Source organism: Paenibacillus massiliensis subsp. panacisoli DSM 21345 (assembly GCF_000426545.1).
Taxonomy (GTDB): Bacteria; Bacillota; Bacilli; order Paenibacillales; family Paenibacillaceae; genus Paenibacillus; species Paenibacillus panacisoli.
Genome location: NZ_AUFO01000007.1, coordinates 221,871 through 239,650, shown reverse-complemented (window position 1 = coordinate 239,650; position 17,780 = coordinate 221,871). Strand labels below are relative to the sequence as shown.

Genomic DNA, 17,780 nt, shown 5'->3' with positions numbered 1-17,780 from the left:
GTACTTACTATGGAAGTATTAAAAGTATCAGCAAAATCCAATCCCAATTCTGTTGCCGGCGCTCTGGCCGGAGTTCTGCGTGAACGCGGAGCAGCTGAATTGCAGGCGATTGGAGCAGGTGCATTGAACCAAGCTATCAAAGCTGTAGCCATTGCCCGGGGATTTGTAGCGCCAAGCGGCGTGGATTTGATTTGCATTCCAGCTTTCACGGATATTGTTATTGACGGAGAGGACCGCACAGCCATTAAGCTGATTGTGGAGCCCAGGTGAGGGATAAAAGATAGAGTGCTTAAATAGCATAGACCTGTTTACATTCGGTAAACGGGTCTTTTTGCATTTTCTTGCATTAGAGGACAGGAGGGATAAAATGACGTCAGTGCTACCGAACTGGCCTGTAATCGACTTCCATTGTGACGTGCTGTACAAAATGCATCTGGGGCAAGCGCTGAGCTTTGAGGATCCGGCGCTGGATGTGACCCGTAGCCGAATGAAGGAGGGAGGAGTAGGCCTCCAGACCTTCGCCATCTTCATTCCGCAGCAAGTAGGGAGTCAGCGGTTCGAGCATATTGTCAGACAGGTCGAGTTGTTCCGTGAGCATATTGCTTATCCCGATGGTGGGCTCAGCACGCTGCGGTGGCGTGAAGAGGCAGCGCAGTTGTCCAGGCAAGCTGGCATTGCACCAGAGAAGGATGAGCCGAAGCTGCAAAAAGCAGTCGTGGAAGCCCCAGCGTGGGGTCTCTTGTCATTGGAAGGGGCTGACGCACTGGAGGGGAACCTGGAATATATCCGCTTGAGCTATGAGCTGGGTATTCGTCTCATCGGAATCACCTGGAATTATGCCAATTGGGCGGGTGATGGTGTGCTGGAGCAGCGTAATGCTGGATTGACCAACAAGGGGCGGGAAATGATCCGGTACTGCAATAAGCTGGGGATGTTGCTGGATGTGTCACATCTGAGCGAGTCCGGCTTTTGGGAGGTCATGGAGCAAAGTGATACACCGCCGGTGGCTTCTCATTCGAACGCACGGTATGTGCAGAATCACGTAAGGAACCTGCTTGATGAGCAAATTCGTGCTCTGATTGCGAGAGATGGACGTATTGGGCTTGTGTTCTATCCGCCATTCGTAAAGGATGGGGCAGATGTACGTGCTGAGGATTTGTTGCCGCATATCGAGCATATATGTTCACTAGGGGGGGCTGGACAGATTATGCTGGGATCGGACTTTGACGGGATGGACCAGCATGTCCGCGGACTGGCGCATCCGGGAGATTATCCAGCTTGGGCAGGGCTGTTGCTCAAGCACTACCCGGAGAGTCTCGTTCGTGGCTGGCTCGCTGGCAATGCTCTTGGATATCTGGCCAAGAATTTACCTCAAGCACCGATATCGAGCACGAAGGTGTGAGAAATGTGGAGTGTGGCCGATGCAATATCGGCCTATGCCAATGTGCTGCAATGTACGTTAATCTGTGTATTACGGGTATGATCGTCTAAGTATAAAATACATGATTGGTGTTCAATGGTCAGGTCAGCAGATTAAGCTATGGTGACTGCCATTTTAACGCGTTGTTTTCGACATTTTTACGAACATCCGACAGGAAGGTTTTCATTCCCTTACAAATAGGAGTATAATGGTCCATGACGCATAAGCGTGTATAGAGAAGAAGGAGTGACCTTTACGATGAGCAAAATCGTACCAGTCGGCGTATCCGCACGTCATATTCACCTGACTCAAGAGCATATCGAGGCTCTGTTCGGAGCAGGATATCAACTCACAGAATTCAAACCATTGTCCCAACCAGGACAATTTGCAGCTAATGAAACTGTAGCTGTAATTGGCTCAAAAGGTTCCTTTGAGAAGGTTCGTATTTTGGGACCAGCACGTCCAGCTTCCCAGCTTGAAATTTCCCGTACAGATTCCTTTGCAATCGGTGTAAAAGCGCCTGTCCGTGAATCGGGTAAGATTGACGGCACACCAGGGGTCAAAGTAAAAGGACCTGCTGGAGAAGTAGATCTGGAGGAGGGCGTAATCATTGCTGCTCGCCATATCCATTTCCATACTTCAGATGCAGAGAACTGGGGCATTCAAGACAAGCAGCTGTTGAAGGTGCGTTTTAACGGTGAGCGTGGTGTAGTATTCGAGAATGTCATTGCTCGTGTATCTCCTGATTTTGCATTGGACATGCACATTGATACAGATGAAGCGAATGCAGCAGGCATTAACAACGGTGATACTGCTGAGATCGTAGAATAATAATTAAATGAACCATGCTCACTGTCATTTGTACAGGTGAGCTGCCTGTGGAGAGTAGCCGCAGGTGTACTAAGGGGCGATTCCGCAAGCTTGAGCTTGTCGGGATCGCCCCTTAGTGCTATAGATACATATTAGAAAGAAACATGTATTCGATAAGTATAATTACACCCACATGATCTCGGATTATCCCAATAACGGAATCGCAGGCTATGCTGGATTAGAGGATTCCACAGTAGATTTCCTCTATGATGCCTTATCTGATTCCCGGGAGCGCATTGCAGGGCTGTTAGAACATGCCTACCAATACAGCTAGCTTAGGCCGCAGCCGTCACCCAAGGTATCGTTGGGGGCGGCTTTTTCACGGTTCAATTATGGAATTCCATTTGAGGCTACCCGATCTGAGGCCTACCTTAATAGTACAAAAGTACAGATGAAGCCTATGTATTAATATGCAGAGTGAAAAGTATGCAGGAGATGAGACGAGTGCAGTAGACAGAGAGAGCTGGCATTACTGTATAAAGCTTCGTTTATGCGGGCATTCATGGAATAGTCAAGGGGTTTGTGCTATAATTTTTGATTAGAGCTTTTATTGTAGTCATTACGATCGTGGTCTTTGAATATAGGCTAAAAAAGGTACCCTGACAGAAAAGGAAGTGAGATATCTATGTCTGACCATACGAAGGACTATTCCAAATATTTTGATTTCTCCGATGCCAAGGTCATCAGTGAGACTGACGGCAAAACAACCTATAGAATCAAGGGACGTAACATACAGATCAACGCTACACCCAATCATAGAGATGAGAAAAAGCGGGGCAAGGAGGACGTTCGGGTCCTGTATGAGAATGCCGTGCCTGATGAGCTGAAGCACCTCGGTAAGGGTAAGCATTATCTGGTCTATACTTATGGATGTCAGATGAATGAGCATGATACAGAGACGATCAAGGGTCTCTTGGAGCAAATGGGCTATCAACCAACCGAGGATCGCAAGATGGCCGACCTTATTCTGCTGAATACTTGTGCTATTCGTGAGAATGCAGAGGATAAGGTATTCGGAGAGCTGGGACATCTGAAGCATCTGAAGCTGGAAAAGCCAGATATGCTGTTGGGCGTCTGTGGCTGCATGTCGCAGGAGGAGAACGTTGTGAATCGTATTCTTCAGAAGCATGCCTTCGTGGATATGATCTTCGGTACACATAACATCCACCGTCTGCCGCAGTTGATCAAGGACTCTTTATTTAGCAAGGAAATGGTTGTCGAGGTATGGTCGAAGGAAGGCGATATCATTGAGAACCTGCCCAAGAAGCGGGAAGGCATGCGGGCATGGGTGAATATTATGTACGGCTGTGACAAGTTCTGCACGTATTGCATTGTACCATTTACACGGGGAAAAGAGCGAAGTCGTCGCCCCGAGGATGTCATTGCGGAGGTGCGGGAACTGGCCCGTCAAGGCTTCAAGGAAATTACGTTGCTTGGTCAAAATGTCAATGCCTACGGTAAGGATTTTACGGATATGGCATACACCTTCGGGGATCTGATGGATGATATGCGTAAGATCAATATTCCGCGCATTCGTTTTATGACGTCGCATCCGCGAGACTTCGACGATCATCTGATCCATGTCCTTGCTAAGGGCGGTAATCTGGTGGAGCATATTCATCTGCCTGTGCAGTCTGGCAGCAGTGCCGTACTGAAGAAGATGAGTCGCAAATACACTAGAGAACATTATCTGGAGCTGGCGTCCAAAATCAAGCAGGCGATTCCCGACGTCGTCCTTACCACAGATATCATTGTGGGCTTCCCCGGGGAGACAGATGAGCAATTCGAGGATACACTGTCGCTGGTGCGGGAGGTCGGATATGACATGGCGTATACGTATATTTATTCTCCGCGTGAGGGTACGCCTGCGGCGATCATGGAGGATAATGTACCGATGGAGATCAAGAAGGAACGCCTGCAGCGCCTGAACGATACCATCAAGGAATATAGCAAGGACAGCAATGACAAGATGCGGGGGCAGATCGTAGAGGTACTGGTCGAGGGCGAGAGCAAGAACAATGCACAGGTTCTGGCAGGCCGGACACGCACGAATAAGCTGGTGCATTTTGAAGGAGCCACCGATCTGATCGGTACCTTCGTGCAAGTGGAGATTACAGATGCACTAACTTGGTACATCAAGGGTAACCTTGTAGCGACGCCTGTAGCACAATAACGGTTCCTACCAGCAGGACAAGTATTTCAATAGATCAAGATTAGCCTATAAATCGTAAAGGAGCGATCGACTGTGTCAGAAGAACGGTTGCAGCATGGGGCAGAAGAGCCTCATCAGAACTCAAACGGCCAGGCGCACCCTGTCGTTCGTGAAGATATATTGAAAAAGGCTGAGGAGATTGCACGCTTGCTGCAGAGCAGCGAGGAGGTCCAGCATTTCCGTCAGGCCGAAGAGAAGGTGCAGAAGCACCCACAGATTCAGCAGCTGATCTCTGCCATGAAGAAGAAGCAAAAGGAGATTGTTGCCTTTGAATCACTGCGTAATCAGACGATGGTTGCCAAAATCGAACAGGAGCTGGAGGAGCTACAGGAGCAATTGGACAATATTCCGATCGTGACAGAGTTCCAGCAGAGCCAGGTCGAAATCAATGATATTCTCCAATCGGTGATGTCGGCCATTCGGGACACGGTATCCGAGAAGGTTCATGTTGAGACGGGGAGCGAAGCTCCTCCATCCAGCTGCGGCGATTAAAGGATAGAGCAGTACAGGTAACAGGCAAGTGCGGAAGCGAGGCTGCTTCCGTACTTTTTTTGGACTCAGGTTGTGTGCGATATCGACTAATTAGCAAGAGAAGGGGGTTTCCGGCATGGAAGAGGTTCTACGCAACATGATTGAAGATGGAGACCACCGATTTTGGGGTCTGCTGGGCTGTAAATTTCTTGGGTATGACGGTGAACGTGTGCGTCTGGCAATGAAGGCTGGGCTCCAGCATACGAATTCGATGGGCATAATTCATGGAGGTGTACTGACATCCTTGATGGATCAGGCGATGGGGATGGCAGCACTTGCCCTGCGTCCACAGGGGGCCTGTGTAACGACCAATCTGAATGTTCATTTTCTCTCTGCCATGAAGGAGGGCGAGCTCATTATAACGGCTCGTGTCGTGCATGAAGGGGGACGGACACTAACAACGGAAGCAGAGATCAGGGACACTGCCGACACCGTGGGAGCCATTGCTACAGCAACTTTCCGGTCGATCCCACAGAGCAGATTGCAGGAGAAGGGTTGACTTTTCTTGTAATCTTGTCATAATGAAAATATCAAAATGATATAATATGGTGATGAGAATGAGTTCAAATAAGAATCATGATCATGAACAGAGACAGAAGGATGCTTACGATGTAAAGAAATACCGTACACCTGACGGAGCGCCTGCCGATATCGTCATGTTTACGTTAACGAAGCGTGAGCGCAAGACCGTAACCAAGACCTTGCCGCTACGTGAGCTGAAGGTGATGCTGATCAAGCGTCGTCGCTGGCCTTATGAAGGCGGATGGGCCTTACCAGGGGGATTCTGTCAGGAGGAGGAATCCATGTATGATGCGGCCAAGCGTGAGCTGATGGAGGAGACTGGGGTCGACGGCGGTCATCTGGAGTACCTTGGAGTATACAGTAAGCCTGGTCGTGATCCACGCGGATGGATTATATCGCATGCCTTCTTTGCGCTTGTAGAGGAATGGATGCTGGAGGAGCGGCAGGCTGCAGATGATGCATCCGAGGTTGGACTGTTCACGGTGCAGGAGGCTCTGGAGGAGCTGGAGCTTGCCTTCGACCACAAGGAGATCATCACAGACGCTTATCGCCAGATTCAGATGCAGATGCTGCAGACAACGATAGCGAAGCAATTTTTGCCGCCACACTTCACGCTAGGTGAGCTATATCAGGTTATTCAGACGGTCGTGCCTGACTTTGAGGAGCCTAATTTTATCCGCAAAATAACGTCTACACGCAGCAGACAGGGGATTTTGGAAGAGGTTCGGGATGAGGACGGCACACCTCTTAGCTCGAATCAGTATTCGCAGCGGCCTGCACAGCTATATCGTTTTAGTGACCGCATTCCGCGTTTGTCGATCTATACCTGAGATATCGTAAAGGAGATGGGAGTATGAAGGCTCTGATTGTCATTGACTACACTCAAGATTTTGTAACCGGAAGCCTGCCCGTCGGCCAGCCAGCCGTCGACCTGAATGAGCGTATTGCTGCTGTGACCCGGGCTTTCGTGGCGCAAGGGGATTTCGTCGTCATGGCGGTAGACCTGCATGAGCGAGAGGATGCCTATCATCCAGAAACGACACTGTTCCCGCCTCATAATGTTCGTGGGACGGCAGGTCGTGAGCTGTATGGCGAGCTGGCGACGGTGTACATGGAGCTGGGACACGGTATCTATTGGATGGACAAAACAAGATACAGCGCCTTCAGTGGCACGAATCTGGAGCTGAAGCTGCGTGAGCGGGGCATTACAGAGGTGCATCTGGTTGGCGTGTGCACAGACATCTGTGTGCTGCATACAGCGGTAGATGCTTACAATAAGGGCTTTGCCATCACCGTATACGAGGATGCGGTCGCCAGCTTTAATGAGGCGGGGCACCAGTGGGCGCTCGGACACTTCAGTGGTAGCTTGGGGGCTAAGGTAGAGCGCGCTGAGGATACTGTCCTGGCAAAATAATCTTCACGGTGTAGCTGGTATACGACGTACCATTATACGTAGTATAAAGACTTACGGGGACGGCTACGTCACAAGGCTCTAAGTGGCTATCGACATACAACAATAAACGAGTGGAACCGCAATGTGGCTCCACTCCTACAGACTCAGGTTCATGGTTCATGGTGAACGGATGCCGAAGCGGCATGGCAGAAAGGATGATTACGATGCAAAGTAGTCTCGCGCTACATACGGACAAATACCAGATTAATATGATGTATGCCCATTGGGCGAATGGAACGCACCAACGCAAGGCGGTGTTTGAGGCCTACTTTCGGAAGCTTCCTTTCGGTAACGGCTATGCTGTGTTCGCAGGTCTGGAACGGATTGTGAATTATGTTGCGAGCCTTCGATTTGAAGAACAGGATATTCAGTATTTGGCCAAGCAGGAGGAGAATTACGATCCCCGCTTCCTGGAGGAGCTTCGTCATTTCTCATTCCGCGGCGATCTGTACTCGATGAAGGAAGGGGCATTGGTGTTCCCGAATGAGCCGCTTGTCCGGGTAGAAGGGACCATCATGGAGGCGCAGCTGGTGGAGACCGCATTGCTTAACTTCATGAACTATCAGACCCTCATCGCGACCAAGGCTTCTCGTATTAAGCAAGTGGCCAAGGGGGATATCCTGCTTGAGTTCGGTACTCGCAGAGCGCAGGAGGCAGATGCAGCAGTATGGGGAGCACGCGCAGCCTACATTGCTGGATTCGACGCGACCTCCAACATGCTGGCGGGTGAACGGTTCGGCATCCCGACCAAAGGTACGCACGCACATTCCTGGGTACAGACTTTTATGTCCGAGCAGGAGGCCTTCGATATCTATGCCAAGGTGCTGCCAGATCAGGTGACTCTGCTCGTCGATACGTTCGATACACTGGAAAGCGGCATCCCGCATGCGATTCAGACAGCCAAATGGCTGGAGTCCCAGGGCAAGCGGATGAATGCGATTCGTCTGGACAGCGGCGACTTGGCGTATTTGTCCATTCAGGCACGCGAGATGCTGGATGCGGCTGGCCTGGATTATGTGCAGATTGTCGCTTCGAATGATCTGGACGAGAATACGATCTTTAACCTGAAGGCACAGGGAGCGCGTATTGATACCTGGGGCGTGGGCACTCAGCTCATTACCGCTTCAGACCAGCCGTCTCTAGGAGGCGTATATAAGCTGGTAGAGCGAGAGGTTGAAGGTGTGATGGTGCCGACGATCAAAATCTCCAGTAACCCGGAGAAGGTATCAACCCCAGGCAAGAAGGAAGTATACCGGATCGTCGATCCGAAGCAGAAGAAGGCGATCGCAGATTATATCTTTTTCCCGGATGAGGATCGCCCTCGTAACGGCAAACGACTCAAGCTGTTCAATCCTGTGCATTCTTACCTTAAGAAATACGTAGAGCATTATGAGGCGATTCCTATGCTGGAGCCGATCTTCGTAGAAGGCAAGCAGGTATATGAACTGCCATCTCTCGAGGGGATTCGTGATTACCATCGCGAGCAGCTGCAGCTCTTCTGGCCGCAGTACCTGCGGAAGCTGAATCCTGAGATTTACCGGGTCAATCTAAGCGAGAAGATCTGGGAGATGAAGCAGAAGATGATCGACAGCTATATGTCCACAGAGAGCGACGAGCATTAGGATATGGATAGGCATTGAACATGAACCGAGTATGATAGTACAAGATAAGGACCTGCTCCGCATGAAATGGGGCAGGTCCTTATTTGCATCAATGGCTTGTTCCTCATGTATGCTTGTGTGTATCGGACAAGTGATTATTTCTCGGGAAAGCGCAGGAAGCAGCATTTTCGAACAGATTTAGACAAGCTGACAAGTGGCAGCGTTCCTTTATTTCTTGTACAGCTCGCGCATGACGTGTCTTAATTCAGGCAAAATGAGGCGTTCCATCGCCAGCTTAACGGCCCCTCTGGAGCCTGGCATGGAAAAGACGGCCGTTGTGCCGATGCTACCAGCGATCGCCCTACTAAGCATCGCTGCAGGTCCGATGTCCTCCTGATAGCTGATCATGCGGAAGATCTCACCGAAGCCCGGCAGTGTCTTCTCAAGCAGGGAAGCTACGGCTTCATAGGTGCCGTCACGAGGAGCGATTCCGGTTCCACCCGTGAGAAGAACAGCTTCGATGGAGGGATCAGCTGCAGCATCGAGCAGCAACTGGCGAATAACCTCCGGTTCGTCCTTGACGATGGTATACTTGCTAATCGAATAGCCATGCTCACGTAGCAGCTGCATCATTAGCTGCCCGCCTGTATCCGTCTCTTCCGTGCGCGTGTCTGATACGGTAATGACCATGCAGGCTACTTGCTGCGGTGCTTCTGCGCGATGCTCATCGACAGAGCGTGTTGTGGGTTGGGATGGTGATAGGTCAGCCATTTGAACAATCTCCCTTTCAGGTATGATAGTGTTTGAGTTTGAGATGTTATGTTTCATTTTACATTCTCTCATGCTAAAATGGGAACAGATGTCACATACTTTACACCATTAATGGTTGAATAGGTTGCATAAGTAGCAGCCTGGACCCTCGTATCCAGGTTGTTTTTTTGCTTCAATATAAATTGAAACATACAAATTGGACATTAGATATGTTGGAGGAACATGATGACACAATCAATACCTGTATACGTCCTGTCCGGATTTCTGGGTAGCGGCAAGACAACACTGCTCGCCCGGATGCTGACGGAGGCTAAGCGTGAAGGTAAGCGTCCAGCAGTTGTAATGAATGAGCTTGGGGATGTGAATCTGGATGGACAGACGCTTGCCGGTGACATTCCAATGGCAGAGATTCTGGGCGGCTGTATCTGCTGCTCTTATCGCAATGATTTGACGACTCAGTTGGCTAGTCTGGTCAGTACGGAGTCCCCTGAGCTGATCGTTATCGAGGCTACCGGAGCAGCTAATCCGATGGAGATTCTGGATGCAGTGGCTGAGGTCTCGCTATATACGCCACTGGCTCTACAACAGCTTATTACTGTAGTGGACTCGATCCATTTACATGATCTGTATGAGCAGCAGAAGGGCAGAACCTACAGATTGATGCAGGAGCAGATTCGCTGTGCATCTCTTCTGATTTTGAATAAGACAGACCGCATTGACGCTTCGGTGCAGGAACAACTGGAAAGGCTACTAAGGCAGTGGAATGCCCATGCTCTGATCGTTCCGGCCCAGCATTGCGAAGTCTCCCCAGCAATTCTCTTCCATACGCCTTCTTCGGAGGGGGCGAATGCTGAGCTGCATCAGGAGGATATGCACGATCACGAGGATCACTCGCATAATGATGTGCACAAACATGATCTTGAGCCTAAGCACGATCATGACGATAATTATGAGCATGGACATCAGCATGAGCATGCCCAGCCTTTATCCGGGCATAGCCACCAATCGCATGAGCATGTGATGGTGTATACGCATTATTTTGATAGGTCGGTGAATAGCGTGCATTTTGAGGAGCTGCTGCGCAATCTGCCGCGAGATATCTATAGAGCCAAGGGGATTCTGACCTTTAGTGACACGAGTGGACGGTTCATGTTCCAGTACGCTTACCGAGAATCTGATTTTATGAAGGTCGAGCCGCAGGGACAAATCAGAGACGTTGCTGTATTTATTGGAGAGCATTTTGATAAGGAGCAGCTAGTGCAGAGCTTGAAGCGACTGGTGTGACGGCAATCGGGGCACGGGGTAAGTGGGTATATGGAGAAATCATGATAGCGTACATGCCGGATCGCGTACACATTGATAAGCTGTTATGAATTGCATAGTATCAGGAATGAAAGCCCGAGGGGTGATTAGTCTCTGTACCTGATGGGTAAAAAGGTATACAGTATTTTATCGACCAGGAGGTAGTGTAATGAATCATTCTTATCATAAAAGCATTGAGGCATGTCTGGAAGCCATGAACGCATGCAATCTCTGCTATGTATCCAGTCTGAAGGAGTACGATCTGGCCTTGCTGCGGGACTGTCTGCGACTGACAAGAGAATGCGCCGATATTTGTTCATTTGCCGCACAGTCTCTTGGTCGTGGAACGGAATTCGCGGCCGAGATTTGCGAGCTGTGTGCCAAGGCTTGTGAGGCCTGTGCCAGGGAGTGCGGCAAGCATAATCATGAGCATTGCCAGGCATGCGCTGAAGCTTGCCTCCGTTGTGCCGAAGCCTGCCGGATCATGAGCGTTGCTTGATTCTTCGACTCCATGTCAACTTATGACATTGGTGGTATGGATGGCCGATAGCTACCGGCCTCTCGTTAATAGCAATTTAGAGGTTGCTTTTGGCAACAGAACTGTTCTATAATGTGAGTCATTATATGAATATCCAACGTCTGGGAACGGGAGAGTAGCCAGGTGAATCCCCATTGTAGCGAGCCGGGAAGGTGGGAGCCGGTATGGGAAACATGGTGAAGCGCACTCGGGAGACGTCAGATTCAGTGTATGCTCGTCGTCTATGCCGCATTTGGGATGGAGTGTCGTCATACAGGCAGGTCTGAACGGGTGGCGCACGTTATGCGTTGTTTGAGTGGAAGGAACGATTCTGTGCATTCGTTCTTCACGAAGAGTGGTACCGCGGGAACTTAGGCTCTCGTCTCTTTTATAGAGACGAGGGCTTTTTTGGTTGCGAAGCAATAAATTTTGCTTTTATAAAAAAGGGGGAACCTGTCATGTTGATACAAGCTGCTGCACAACTGTTATCCAAGTACGTAGAGGAGTCGCAGGAGGAATTGATCCACCTGCTGGAGACGCCCCCTCGCCCGGAATGGGGCGACGTGTCCTTGCCATGTTTTCGATTTGCGAAGAGGCTGCGGCTTGCGCCTCAGCGGATCGCTGCGGAGCTGGCCGAAAGACTGAACGAGGAAGAGAATGAAGGTGGATTATTCGCCTCCGCTGAAGGACCTTATCTTAATCTGACATTTGAGCGGAGTGCCTATATTCCTAAGCTACTGGAGCAGATGTCTCAGGAAAGCTATGGGTCCCTTCAACTGGGTAAAGGTCAGCGAGTCGTTATTGACATGTCCTCTCCCAATATTGCCAAGCCCTTCGGGATCGGACACCTGAGATCGACGGTTATCGGTGCAGCCCTATATCGCATCTTGCGAGCTGCCGGATATGAGACCGTTAGTGTCAATCATCTGGGGGATTGGGGCACCCAGTTCGGCAAGCAGATTGTAGCCTACAAGCGGTGGGGGGTTGATGAGCTGCTGGAGGCCGATCCGATCGGTGCTTCCCTGCAGCTATATGTTCGCTTTCATGAGGAAGTGGAGCATCGGCCTGAGCTGGAGGACGAGGCCCGAGACTGGTTCCGACGTCTGGAGCAGGGTGACCCGGAGGCGCAGCGGCTGTGGCACTATTTTGTGACCATTAGCATGAAGGAATTCAATCGGATGTATGACCGCCTTGGTATTTCCTTTGACCATGTGCTCGGCGAGAGCTTCTATAATGACAAGATGGGGGCTGTAGTGGAGGCGCTCAGGGAGAAAGGTCTACTGGAGGAAAGCGACGGGGCGCTGGTGGTCCGGCTCGATGATCTGGAGCTGCCACCGTGCCTGATTCTGAAGAAGGATGGAACCACCATCTATCCAACAAGGGACCTGGCGACTGCTATATACCGACATGAGAACATGGAGGCTGATCGCCTGCTGTATGTGGTTGGCGCTGAGCAGCAGCTGCATTTCCGTCAAGTATTCACCGTCCTGGAGCGAATGGGATATGATTGGGCACAGGCTTGCGAGCATGTACCTTTTGGCCTGATGAAGATGGAAGGTAAGAAAATGTCCACTCGGCGTGGTAAGGTGCTCAAGCTGGAGGAGGTTCTGAATGAAGCAGCTGCGCGGGCGCTTGCTGTGATTGAAGAAAAAAGCCCTCAGCTACCCGAGCGCGAGCTTATCGCAGAAGCAGTCGGAGTAGGAGCTATCATATTCGGTGATCTGAAGCATCATCGGACCAATGAGATTGATTTCTCGCTTGAGGAAGCGGTTCAGTTCGATGGGGAGACGGGTCCGTATCTCCAATACACGTACGCTCGTACACAAAGTGTTCTTCGCAAGCTTGAAGCTGCAGCGGCAGAGTCTGCACGAGCTTCTGATTCGAGTGGAGATGGCCTTGCAAATGCAAGCATGGGTAACAATGATGCACAGGAATCAGCTCCGACATTAGGTGAGGCTGGATGGAGCTTGCTGAAGCAATTAGCGACCTATCAGGCCGCGCTTGAGCGGGCTGCTGTACGGCTGGAGCCCTCGCAGCTAGCGAGATTTGCGCTTGATACGGCTCAAGCCTTCAACCGCTTCTACCACCAGGAGCGAATAGATGGGGGTGGGGTCTGGAGAAGGGAATTGACGAGTGTGACTGCAATGTTGCTCTCACGTACGTTGAAGCTGCTAGGTATTCAGGCACCTGAGCGGATGTAGTGGCTTGGATTAGTGGTACTTTGACCGAGTACAATTGTGGGTGGTGCCAGGCTGCTATTCCTCTAGCCGTTGGAGGGAGCAGATGCTTTTGCGAATGAACTGAAACATATTCGTCTTCCATGTCGTCTGTAAGAATAGAGAACATCATTTTGAGAAATCTATCCATAATAAAGAGAAGATCTGGAGGTATGAATATGAAGCATACAAAAAAAACGGTAATGGCCCTGGTGGTCACTTGCTCATTAACAGCTGCTACAGCGGCGGCGGCATTCAGCGATATTAGCAACCCGCAAAACGCAAAAATTGTCCAAGCACTCCAACAGCAAGGAGTTGTATCCGGTGTGAATGAACAGCAATTTGCCCCTTCGGGCTCGTTGACAGCGGCCCAGGGGCTACAAATGATCGTGAATGCTCTGAAGCTGCAGGTAGAAGGGACCGACCAAGCTACCGTTGCTAAGAATGACAAGACATGGTATGCAGATGCTTATGAGGTCGCCAAGGCGAATGGTATTGCGTTGTCCGATGCGAAGCCTGCTACAGTGCTGACCAAGGAGCAATTTGCCAAGGCCCTATATGAGGGGATCAATGCAACTGGACAGTATCCAACGATTAAAATGTACATCCAGGCTGCTGACGAGAAGCAAATGAACCCGAACAGTATGGAGGCAATTCAATTCCTGCTGCTGACGAAGATTACGAGTCTGGATGAGAACCAGAACTTTCTGCCACAGCAGCGAGTCACTCGTATGGAAGCTGCTCAAATGGTCTATAATGCGATAGAATTCGTAGATCGAATGAACCAGCCTGCAGAGAGTGAACCACAGCCACAGCCACAGCCAGAGCCTGAAGAGCCAGTCATTCAGGAGCGAGTTGAGCTGAGTATCGAGAAGCAAAATGATCAGCAGAATAAGGTCATTTTGACACGTAAGGATGCACCGAACCCAGGCTATGGGATTGCAGTTGATCATATCGAGTATGTAAGCGATACAGAGGCTGTGGTCTACTACAAGCTGCTGAGTCCGAAGCCTGGGGAGATGAATATCCAGGTCATTACCGATACACAAACCAGCACGCTGGTGGACAGTAAGTATAAAGTAACCATCAAGCCAGTAGCAGGAACCACGCTGCCTCAACCGAGCCCGGGTACTGTACGTTACTAAGGCTGGGCTGTTCTGAAGGCTCAAGGATACTCCCATCATAGTAGAGGTAGAAGTAGAAGTAAAAGAAGCAAAAACTTCTATGGCTACGCATGATGGGAGTTTTATACTGTCTATTTTTCAGGGAGCGAAATGATAAATTCAGGTCTCTTGATGTTCGTCTAGATTGGCTTTTGCCAGCTACCTTTCGCCGTAGCAGTCGCCACTTCGCCGCCGCGAACGATGATATGACCACGAACGATCGTGCCGATTACACTACATGGGAATGTATGTCCGATATACAGGCTCTGTTTATGCTTAGCATAATAGTTCTCTTCCGTTACAGTAAACGCTTGGTTCAGGTCAACGATGGCGAAATCCGCATCCATTCCGATGGCGATACGACCTTTGCGCTCTGCGAGACCGAAGCGCTCTGCGGGATTCGAAGCCGTCCAAGCAGCGACCTGCTCCAGCGGAATGTCTTGTGCTTGTGCCAGTTCCAGCGCTGACAATAATGTGAACTGACCGCCGCTAATGCCGCCCCATGCCTGGAAGAGATTATAATCCTTCGGGTCCTTCATATCGTATGGGCACGGCGAATGGTCTGACGATAGCATATCGAATTTCCTTTCCGCTAGCAGGGAAATCAGCCGTTGTTGTTCGTCTGCTTCTCGCAGGGGAGGTGCGCACTTGGCGAGGCTACCTTTTTCACGTAGGCTGTCGTGGTTAAAGAGCAGATAATGCGGGCATGTCTCCACGGTTACATTCATGCCGCGAGCTTTAGCCGCCTCGATTTTACCTACAGCCGCCGCCGAGCTGATATGGACGAAGTGCAGCGCGCAACCCGTTATCTCTGAATAGTAGAGTGCACGTTCCACGGCTTCAACTTCGGCCAGGATCGGGCGTGTCTCTAGATAGTCGTCGGCGCTCACGAGTCCCGCTGCTTCTTTTTCTGCTTTCAGCCAGTTGGTGATTGCTGCGCTCTCGGAATGCAAGGCCAGCACCTTGCCGAGGGCTGCAATCCTTTTCATGCCAGTCAGCAGTGTTATATCGTCGACCGCTTCAAATTCCTTGTTGCCGGTCGTGGATAGGAACGCTTTGAACCCGATTACACCGGATTCCGCCAATGGCTGTAGATCGTCTTCGTTGCCTGGCACGAGTCCACCCCACAGACCGAAATCGACGAGCGACTTTTCGTTTCCAAGACGTGCCTTGTCGAGCAGCGCCTCCTGATGTACCGTTGATGGAATACCGTTTAGAGGCATGTCGAAGAACGTGGTGCAGCCCCCGGCAGCCATCATGGCTGATCCAGTCGTGAAGCCTTCCCAGTGCTCACGGCCTGGTTCGCTGAAATGGACGTGCACATCGATCATACCCGGAAGTACATGGAATCCATTTGCGTCCCACTCATGCTCCGTTGCGCCCACTAGCTTGGCGGCAATCGCAGCAATTTTTCCGTCTTTGACGCCGACATCGACTTTCGAGACCCCATTTGGCAGCACCACGCTGCCGCCACGTACGATCAGATCATAACTTTCCATGCACATCTCTCCTTAGGTGGTTTTAATGTATTGTTCAGACAGATTCTTCAAAAATCGTACCCTTCTTGAAAGATGAGCCTTTGAATGCTAGCTTGCTTAGCAAAAGATATGCGATACCTGCCACGGTAAATCCGATGATCCAGCCGATGTCGACCAGCAGGAAGGCCGCACCAGCTCCGATGAGCATGGCGAGCATGGCGCTTGGATTGTAGCCTTTGAAGGAGCCATTTTCTAGGTACAGTTCTGTCGTGTTGACCTTCTGTTTGCGAAGGATGTAGTATTCGACTAACATAATGGCGACAATTGGGCCTAAGAAAGCAGAGTAAATCAGGATGAATGTATTCAAGCCTTTAGCGGAGGAATCCTGTACGAGAACCCACGGGAAGGAACAGAGTGCAAGCAATCCGGTTACAATAACAGAAGCTTTGTACTTAAGCTTGGTGACGAGTGAAATAACGTAAGCTGGCGGCACGATGTTGGCGACCATGTTGACAGCAACCGCACCAATGACGATGAAGGCCGATACACCAACGGTGATATACGGATTGTCGACGATGACCGCAAATGCTTTGACCGGATTTGAGATACCTGTCGCAGCAGCCATCATAACTCCGATGGTCAGGACGAAGCCATAAGCAATAATGATGGGGAAGAAATACAGCATGCTGCGTTTTTTGTCACTAATACCGCTCTTGAGCTCACGGGAATAGTCACCTGCGCTCAGGAAGATTGCTGCATAGTTACCGAGGAACACCATGATGAAGGCGAAGAACGGGAGTCCCCATGTCCCTTGCGCATTTACCCAATTTTCGGTAATCGCGGCACTGTGGGAATTGAGCAGTATGCCGAATACGTAGACAAGTGCTAGCATGATGACGACAGAGGCAAGCGTCTCCACCCACTTGATCGCATGAAAGCCATAAAGCGAAAGGACAATCTGAGCCGCCTGCAATACCACGAAACAAATCGGGATGCTATCGAAGCTTCCGCTACTCAGCACTTTGACAATTTCGTTCAGTGCAGTTGCTCCGACCCAACTCTGGAAGCCATACCAGACGATAGCAGGGACACCGCGCAGGAACGAGGAGATGATGGAGCCTTTGATGCCGAAAGACATCCGTAACTGGACCACATAAGGAATGCCCGTCCGGTAGCCGAATCGGTCGTTCAAGGCGAAAAGCACGGAAATGATGCCAATTGCAATGATCGCGGCCACAACAGTCTGGAAGAGATTAAGCGTAGCGATGCCAGCAGCAATCAGGCTTGCGCCGAGTGTCATGTTACCGAGATTTACACCGTCCCCAATCCACATAAACATGTAAGAGACCGATCCAATCGTTCTGTCGCTCTCCTGCTTTGGTTTTAGGGAGTCGTCCACACTGATATTTTCTTGCAATGGTGTCTCCTCCAACATACGACTTGTCAAATTCATAGACATATTCGGCTCCACTCCCTCTTTTTATATGGGGTGCGCAGGCTGAACTGGTCGCCTTCAAGATTACTTAAGTCGTTCTGCCAGTTCCTTGCATACACCACAGGTGATTGAATCATCGTTAGATAACATAACTTTAATATGTAATGTATTCTATCTCATGATTACTGATTCTTATTTTATCACCTTGGTTCCACAATGCATTGACAAAAACGTAAATTATAATCAGGTTTTTTGTTGGAATTGAACAAAAAAATATTTCGTATGATGT

The 17,780-nt window shown here is 50.2% G+C and carries 16 protein-coding genes; 13 read left to right on the top strand and 3 right to left on the bottom strand.

Annotated features, from left to right (window positions below; genetic code table 11):
* Positions 1-9: 9 nt before the first annotated feature.
* From K331_RS0104250 to K331_RS0104205, 9 genes are all read left to right on the top strand, one after another.
* Positions 10-270 (top strand): stage V sporulation protein S, encoded by a 261-nt coding sequence (locus K331_RS0104250; protein ID WP_006286829.1) that lies wholly within the window; start codon positions 10-12, stop codon positions 268-270.
* Positions 271-367: 97 nt separating this feature from the next.
* Positions 368-1,402: a dipeptidase gene (locus K331_RS0104245; RefSeq protein ID WP_028589324.1), complete on the top strand. Its 1,035-nt coding sequence runs from the start codon at positions 368-370 to the stop codon at positions 1,400-1,402.
* Between the two features lie 276 nt (positions 1,403-1,678).
* The gene (gene pduL, locus K331_RS0104240; RefSeq protein ID WP_018883310.1) at positions 1,679-2,251 is read left to right on the top strand and encodes a phosphate propanoyltransferase; all 573 of its coding nucleotides are present in this window, start codon (positions 1,679-1,681) and stop codon (positions 2,249-2,251) included.
* Between the two features lie 664 nt (positions 2,252-2,915).
* The gene (gene miaB, locus K331_RS0104230; RefSeq protein WP_028589323.1) at positions 2,916-4,463 is read left to right on the top strand and encodes a tRNA (N6-isopentenyl adenosine(37)-C2)-methylthiotransferase MiaB; all 1,548 of its coding nucleotides are present in this window, start codon (positions 2,916-2,918) and stop codon (positions 4,461-4,463) included.
* 72 nt (positions 4,464-4,535) lie between these two features.
* Positions 4,536-4,994 carry a RicAFT regulatory complex protein RicA family protein gene (locus K331_RS0104225; protein WP_028589322.1) on the top strand — a complete coding sequence of 153 codons (459 nt, stop codon included), beginning with the start codon at positions 4,536-4,538 and terminating at the stop codon, positions 4,992-4,994.
* A gap of 115 nt (positions 4,995-5,109) precedes the next feature.
* Positions 5,110-5,532 carry a PaaI family thioesterase gene (locus tag K331_RS0104220; RefSeq protein WP_028589321.1) on the top strand — a complete coding sequence of 141 codons (423 nt, stop codon included), beginning with the start codon at positions 5,110-5,112 and terminating at the stop codon, positions 5,530-5,532.
* A 58-nt stretch (positions 5,533-5,590) separates the two neighbouring features.
* On the top strand, positions 5,591-6,385 hold the full coding sequence (locus K331_RS0104215; RefSeq protein WP_028589320.1) for an NUDIX domain-containing protein: 795 nt from the start codon (positions 5,591-5,593) through the stop codon (positions 6,383-6,385).
* A gap of 23 nt (positions 6,386-6,408) precedes the next feature.
* On the top strand, positions 6,409-6,969 hold the full coding sequence (locus K331_RS0104210; protein WP_028589319.1) for a cysteine hydrolase family protein: 561 nt from the start codon (positions 6,409-6,411) through the stop codon (positions 6,967-6,969).
* Between the two features lie 203 nt (positions 6,970-7,172).
* Entirely contained in the window at positions 7,173-8,630 is a 1,458-nt protein-coding gene (locus tag K331_RS0104205) for a nicotinate phosphoribosyltransferase (RefSeq protein ID WP_028589318.1), read from the top strand.
* A 207-nt stretch (positions 8,631-8,837) separates the two neighbouring features.
* On the opposite strand, the gene K331_RS0104200 is transcribed toward K331_RS0104205, so the two are convergent.
* A complete protein-coding gene (locus K331_RS0104200; protein ID WP_028589317.1) occupies positions 8,838-9,380 on the bottom strand; it encodes a MogA/MoaB family molybdenum cofactor biosynthesis protein in 543 nt (180 codons plus the stop codon).
* A gap of 225 nt (positions 9,381-9,605) precedes the next feature.
* Between K331_RS0104200 and K331_RS0104195 the strand changes: the two genes are divergently transcribed.
* The 4 genes from K331_RS0104195 (at position 9,606) to K331_RS0104180 (ending at position 14,560) form a co-directional block, all read left to right on the top strand.
* Entirely contained in the window at positions 9,606-10,664 is a 1,059-nt protein-coding gene (locus tag K331_RS0104195; RefSeq protein WP_028589316.1) for a CobW family GTP-binding protein, read from the top strand.
* Between the two features lie 187 nt (positions 10,665-10,851).
* Complete coding sequence (locus K331_RS0104190; protein WP_018883301.1) at positions 10,852-11,181, top strand: four-helix bundle copper-binding protein; 330 nt, start codon at positions 10,852-10,854, stop codon at positions 11,179-11,181.
* 476 nt (positions 11,182-11,657) lie between these two features.
* Complete coding sequence (gene argS / locus K331_RS0104185; RefSeq protein ID WP_028589315.1) at positions 11,658-13,400, top strand: arginine--tRNA ligase; 1,743 nt, start codon at positions 11,658-11,660, stop codon at positions 13,398-13,400.
* A gap of 194 nt (positions 13,401-13,594) precedes the next feature.
* Positions 13,595-14,560 carry an S-layer homology domain-containing protein gene (locus K331_RS0104180; protein ID WP_028589314.1) on the top strand — a complete coding sequence of 322 codons (966 nt, stop codon included), beginning with the start codon at positions 13,595-13,597 and terminating at the stop codon, positions 14,558-14,560.
* A gap of 158 nt (positions 14,561-14,718) precedes the next feature.
* On the opposite strand, the gene K331_RS0104175 is transcribed toward K331_RS0104180, so the two are convergent.
* Both K331_RS0104175 and K331_RS0104170 read right to left on the bottom strand, forming a co-directional pair.
* A complete protein-coding gene (locus K331_RS0104175; RefSeq protein ID WP_028589313.1) occupies positions 14,719-16,077 on the bottom strand; it encodes an allantoinase in 1,359 nt (452 codons plus the stop codon).
* Between the two features lie 34 nt (positions 16,078-16,111).
* Positions 16,112-17,515 (bottom strand): NCS1 family transporter, encoded by a 1,404-nt coding sequence (locus tag K331_RS0104170; RefSeq protein ID WP_028589312.1) that lies wholly within the window; start codon positions 17,513-17,515, stop codon positions 16,112-16,114.
* Between the last annotated feature and the right edge of the window lie 265 nt (positions 17,516-17,780).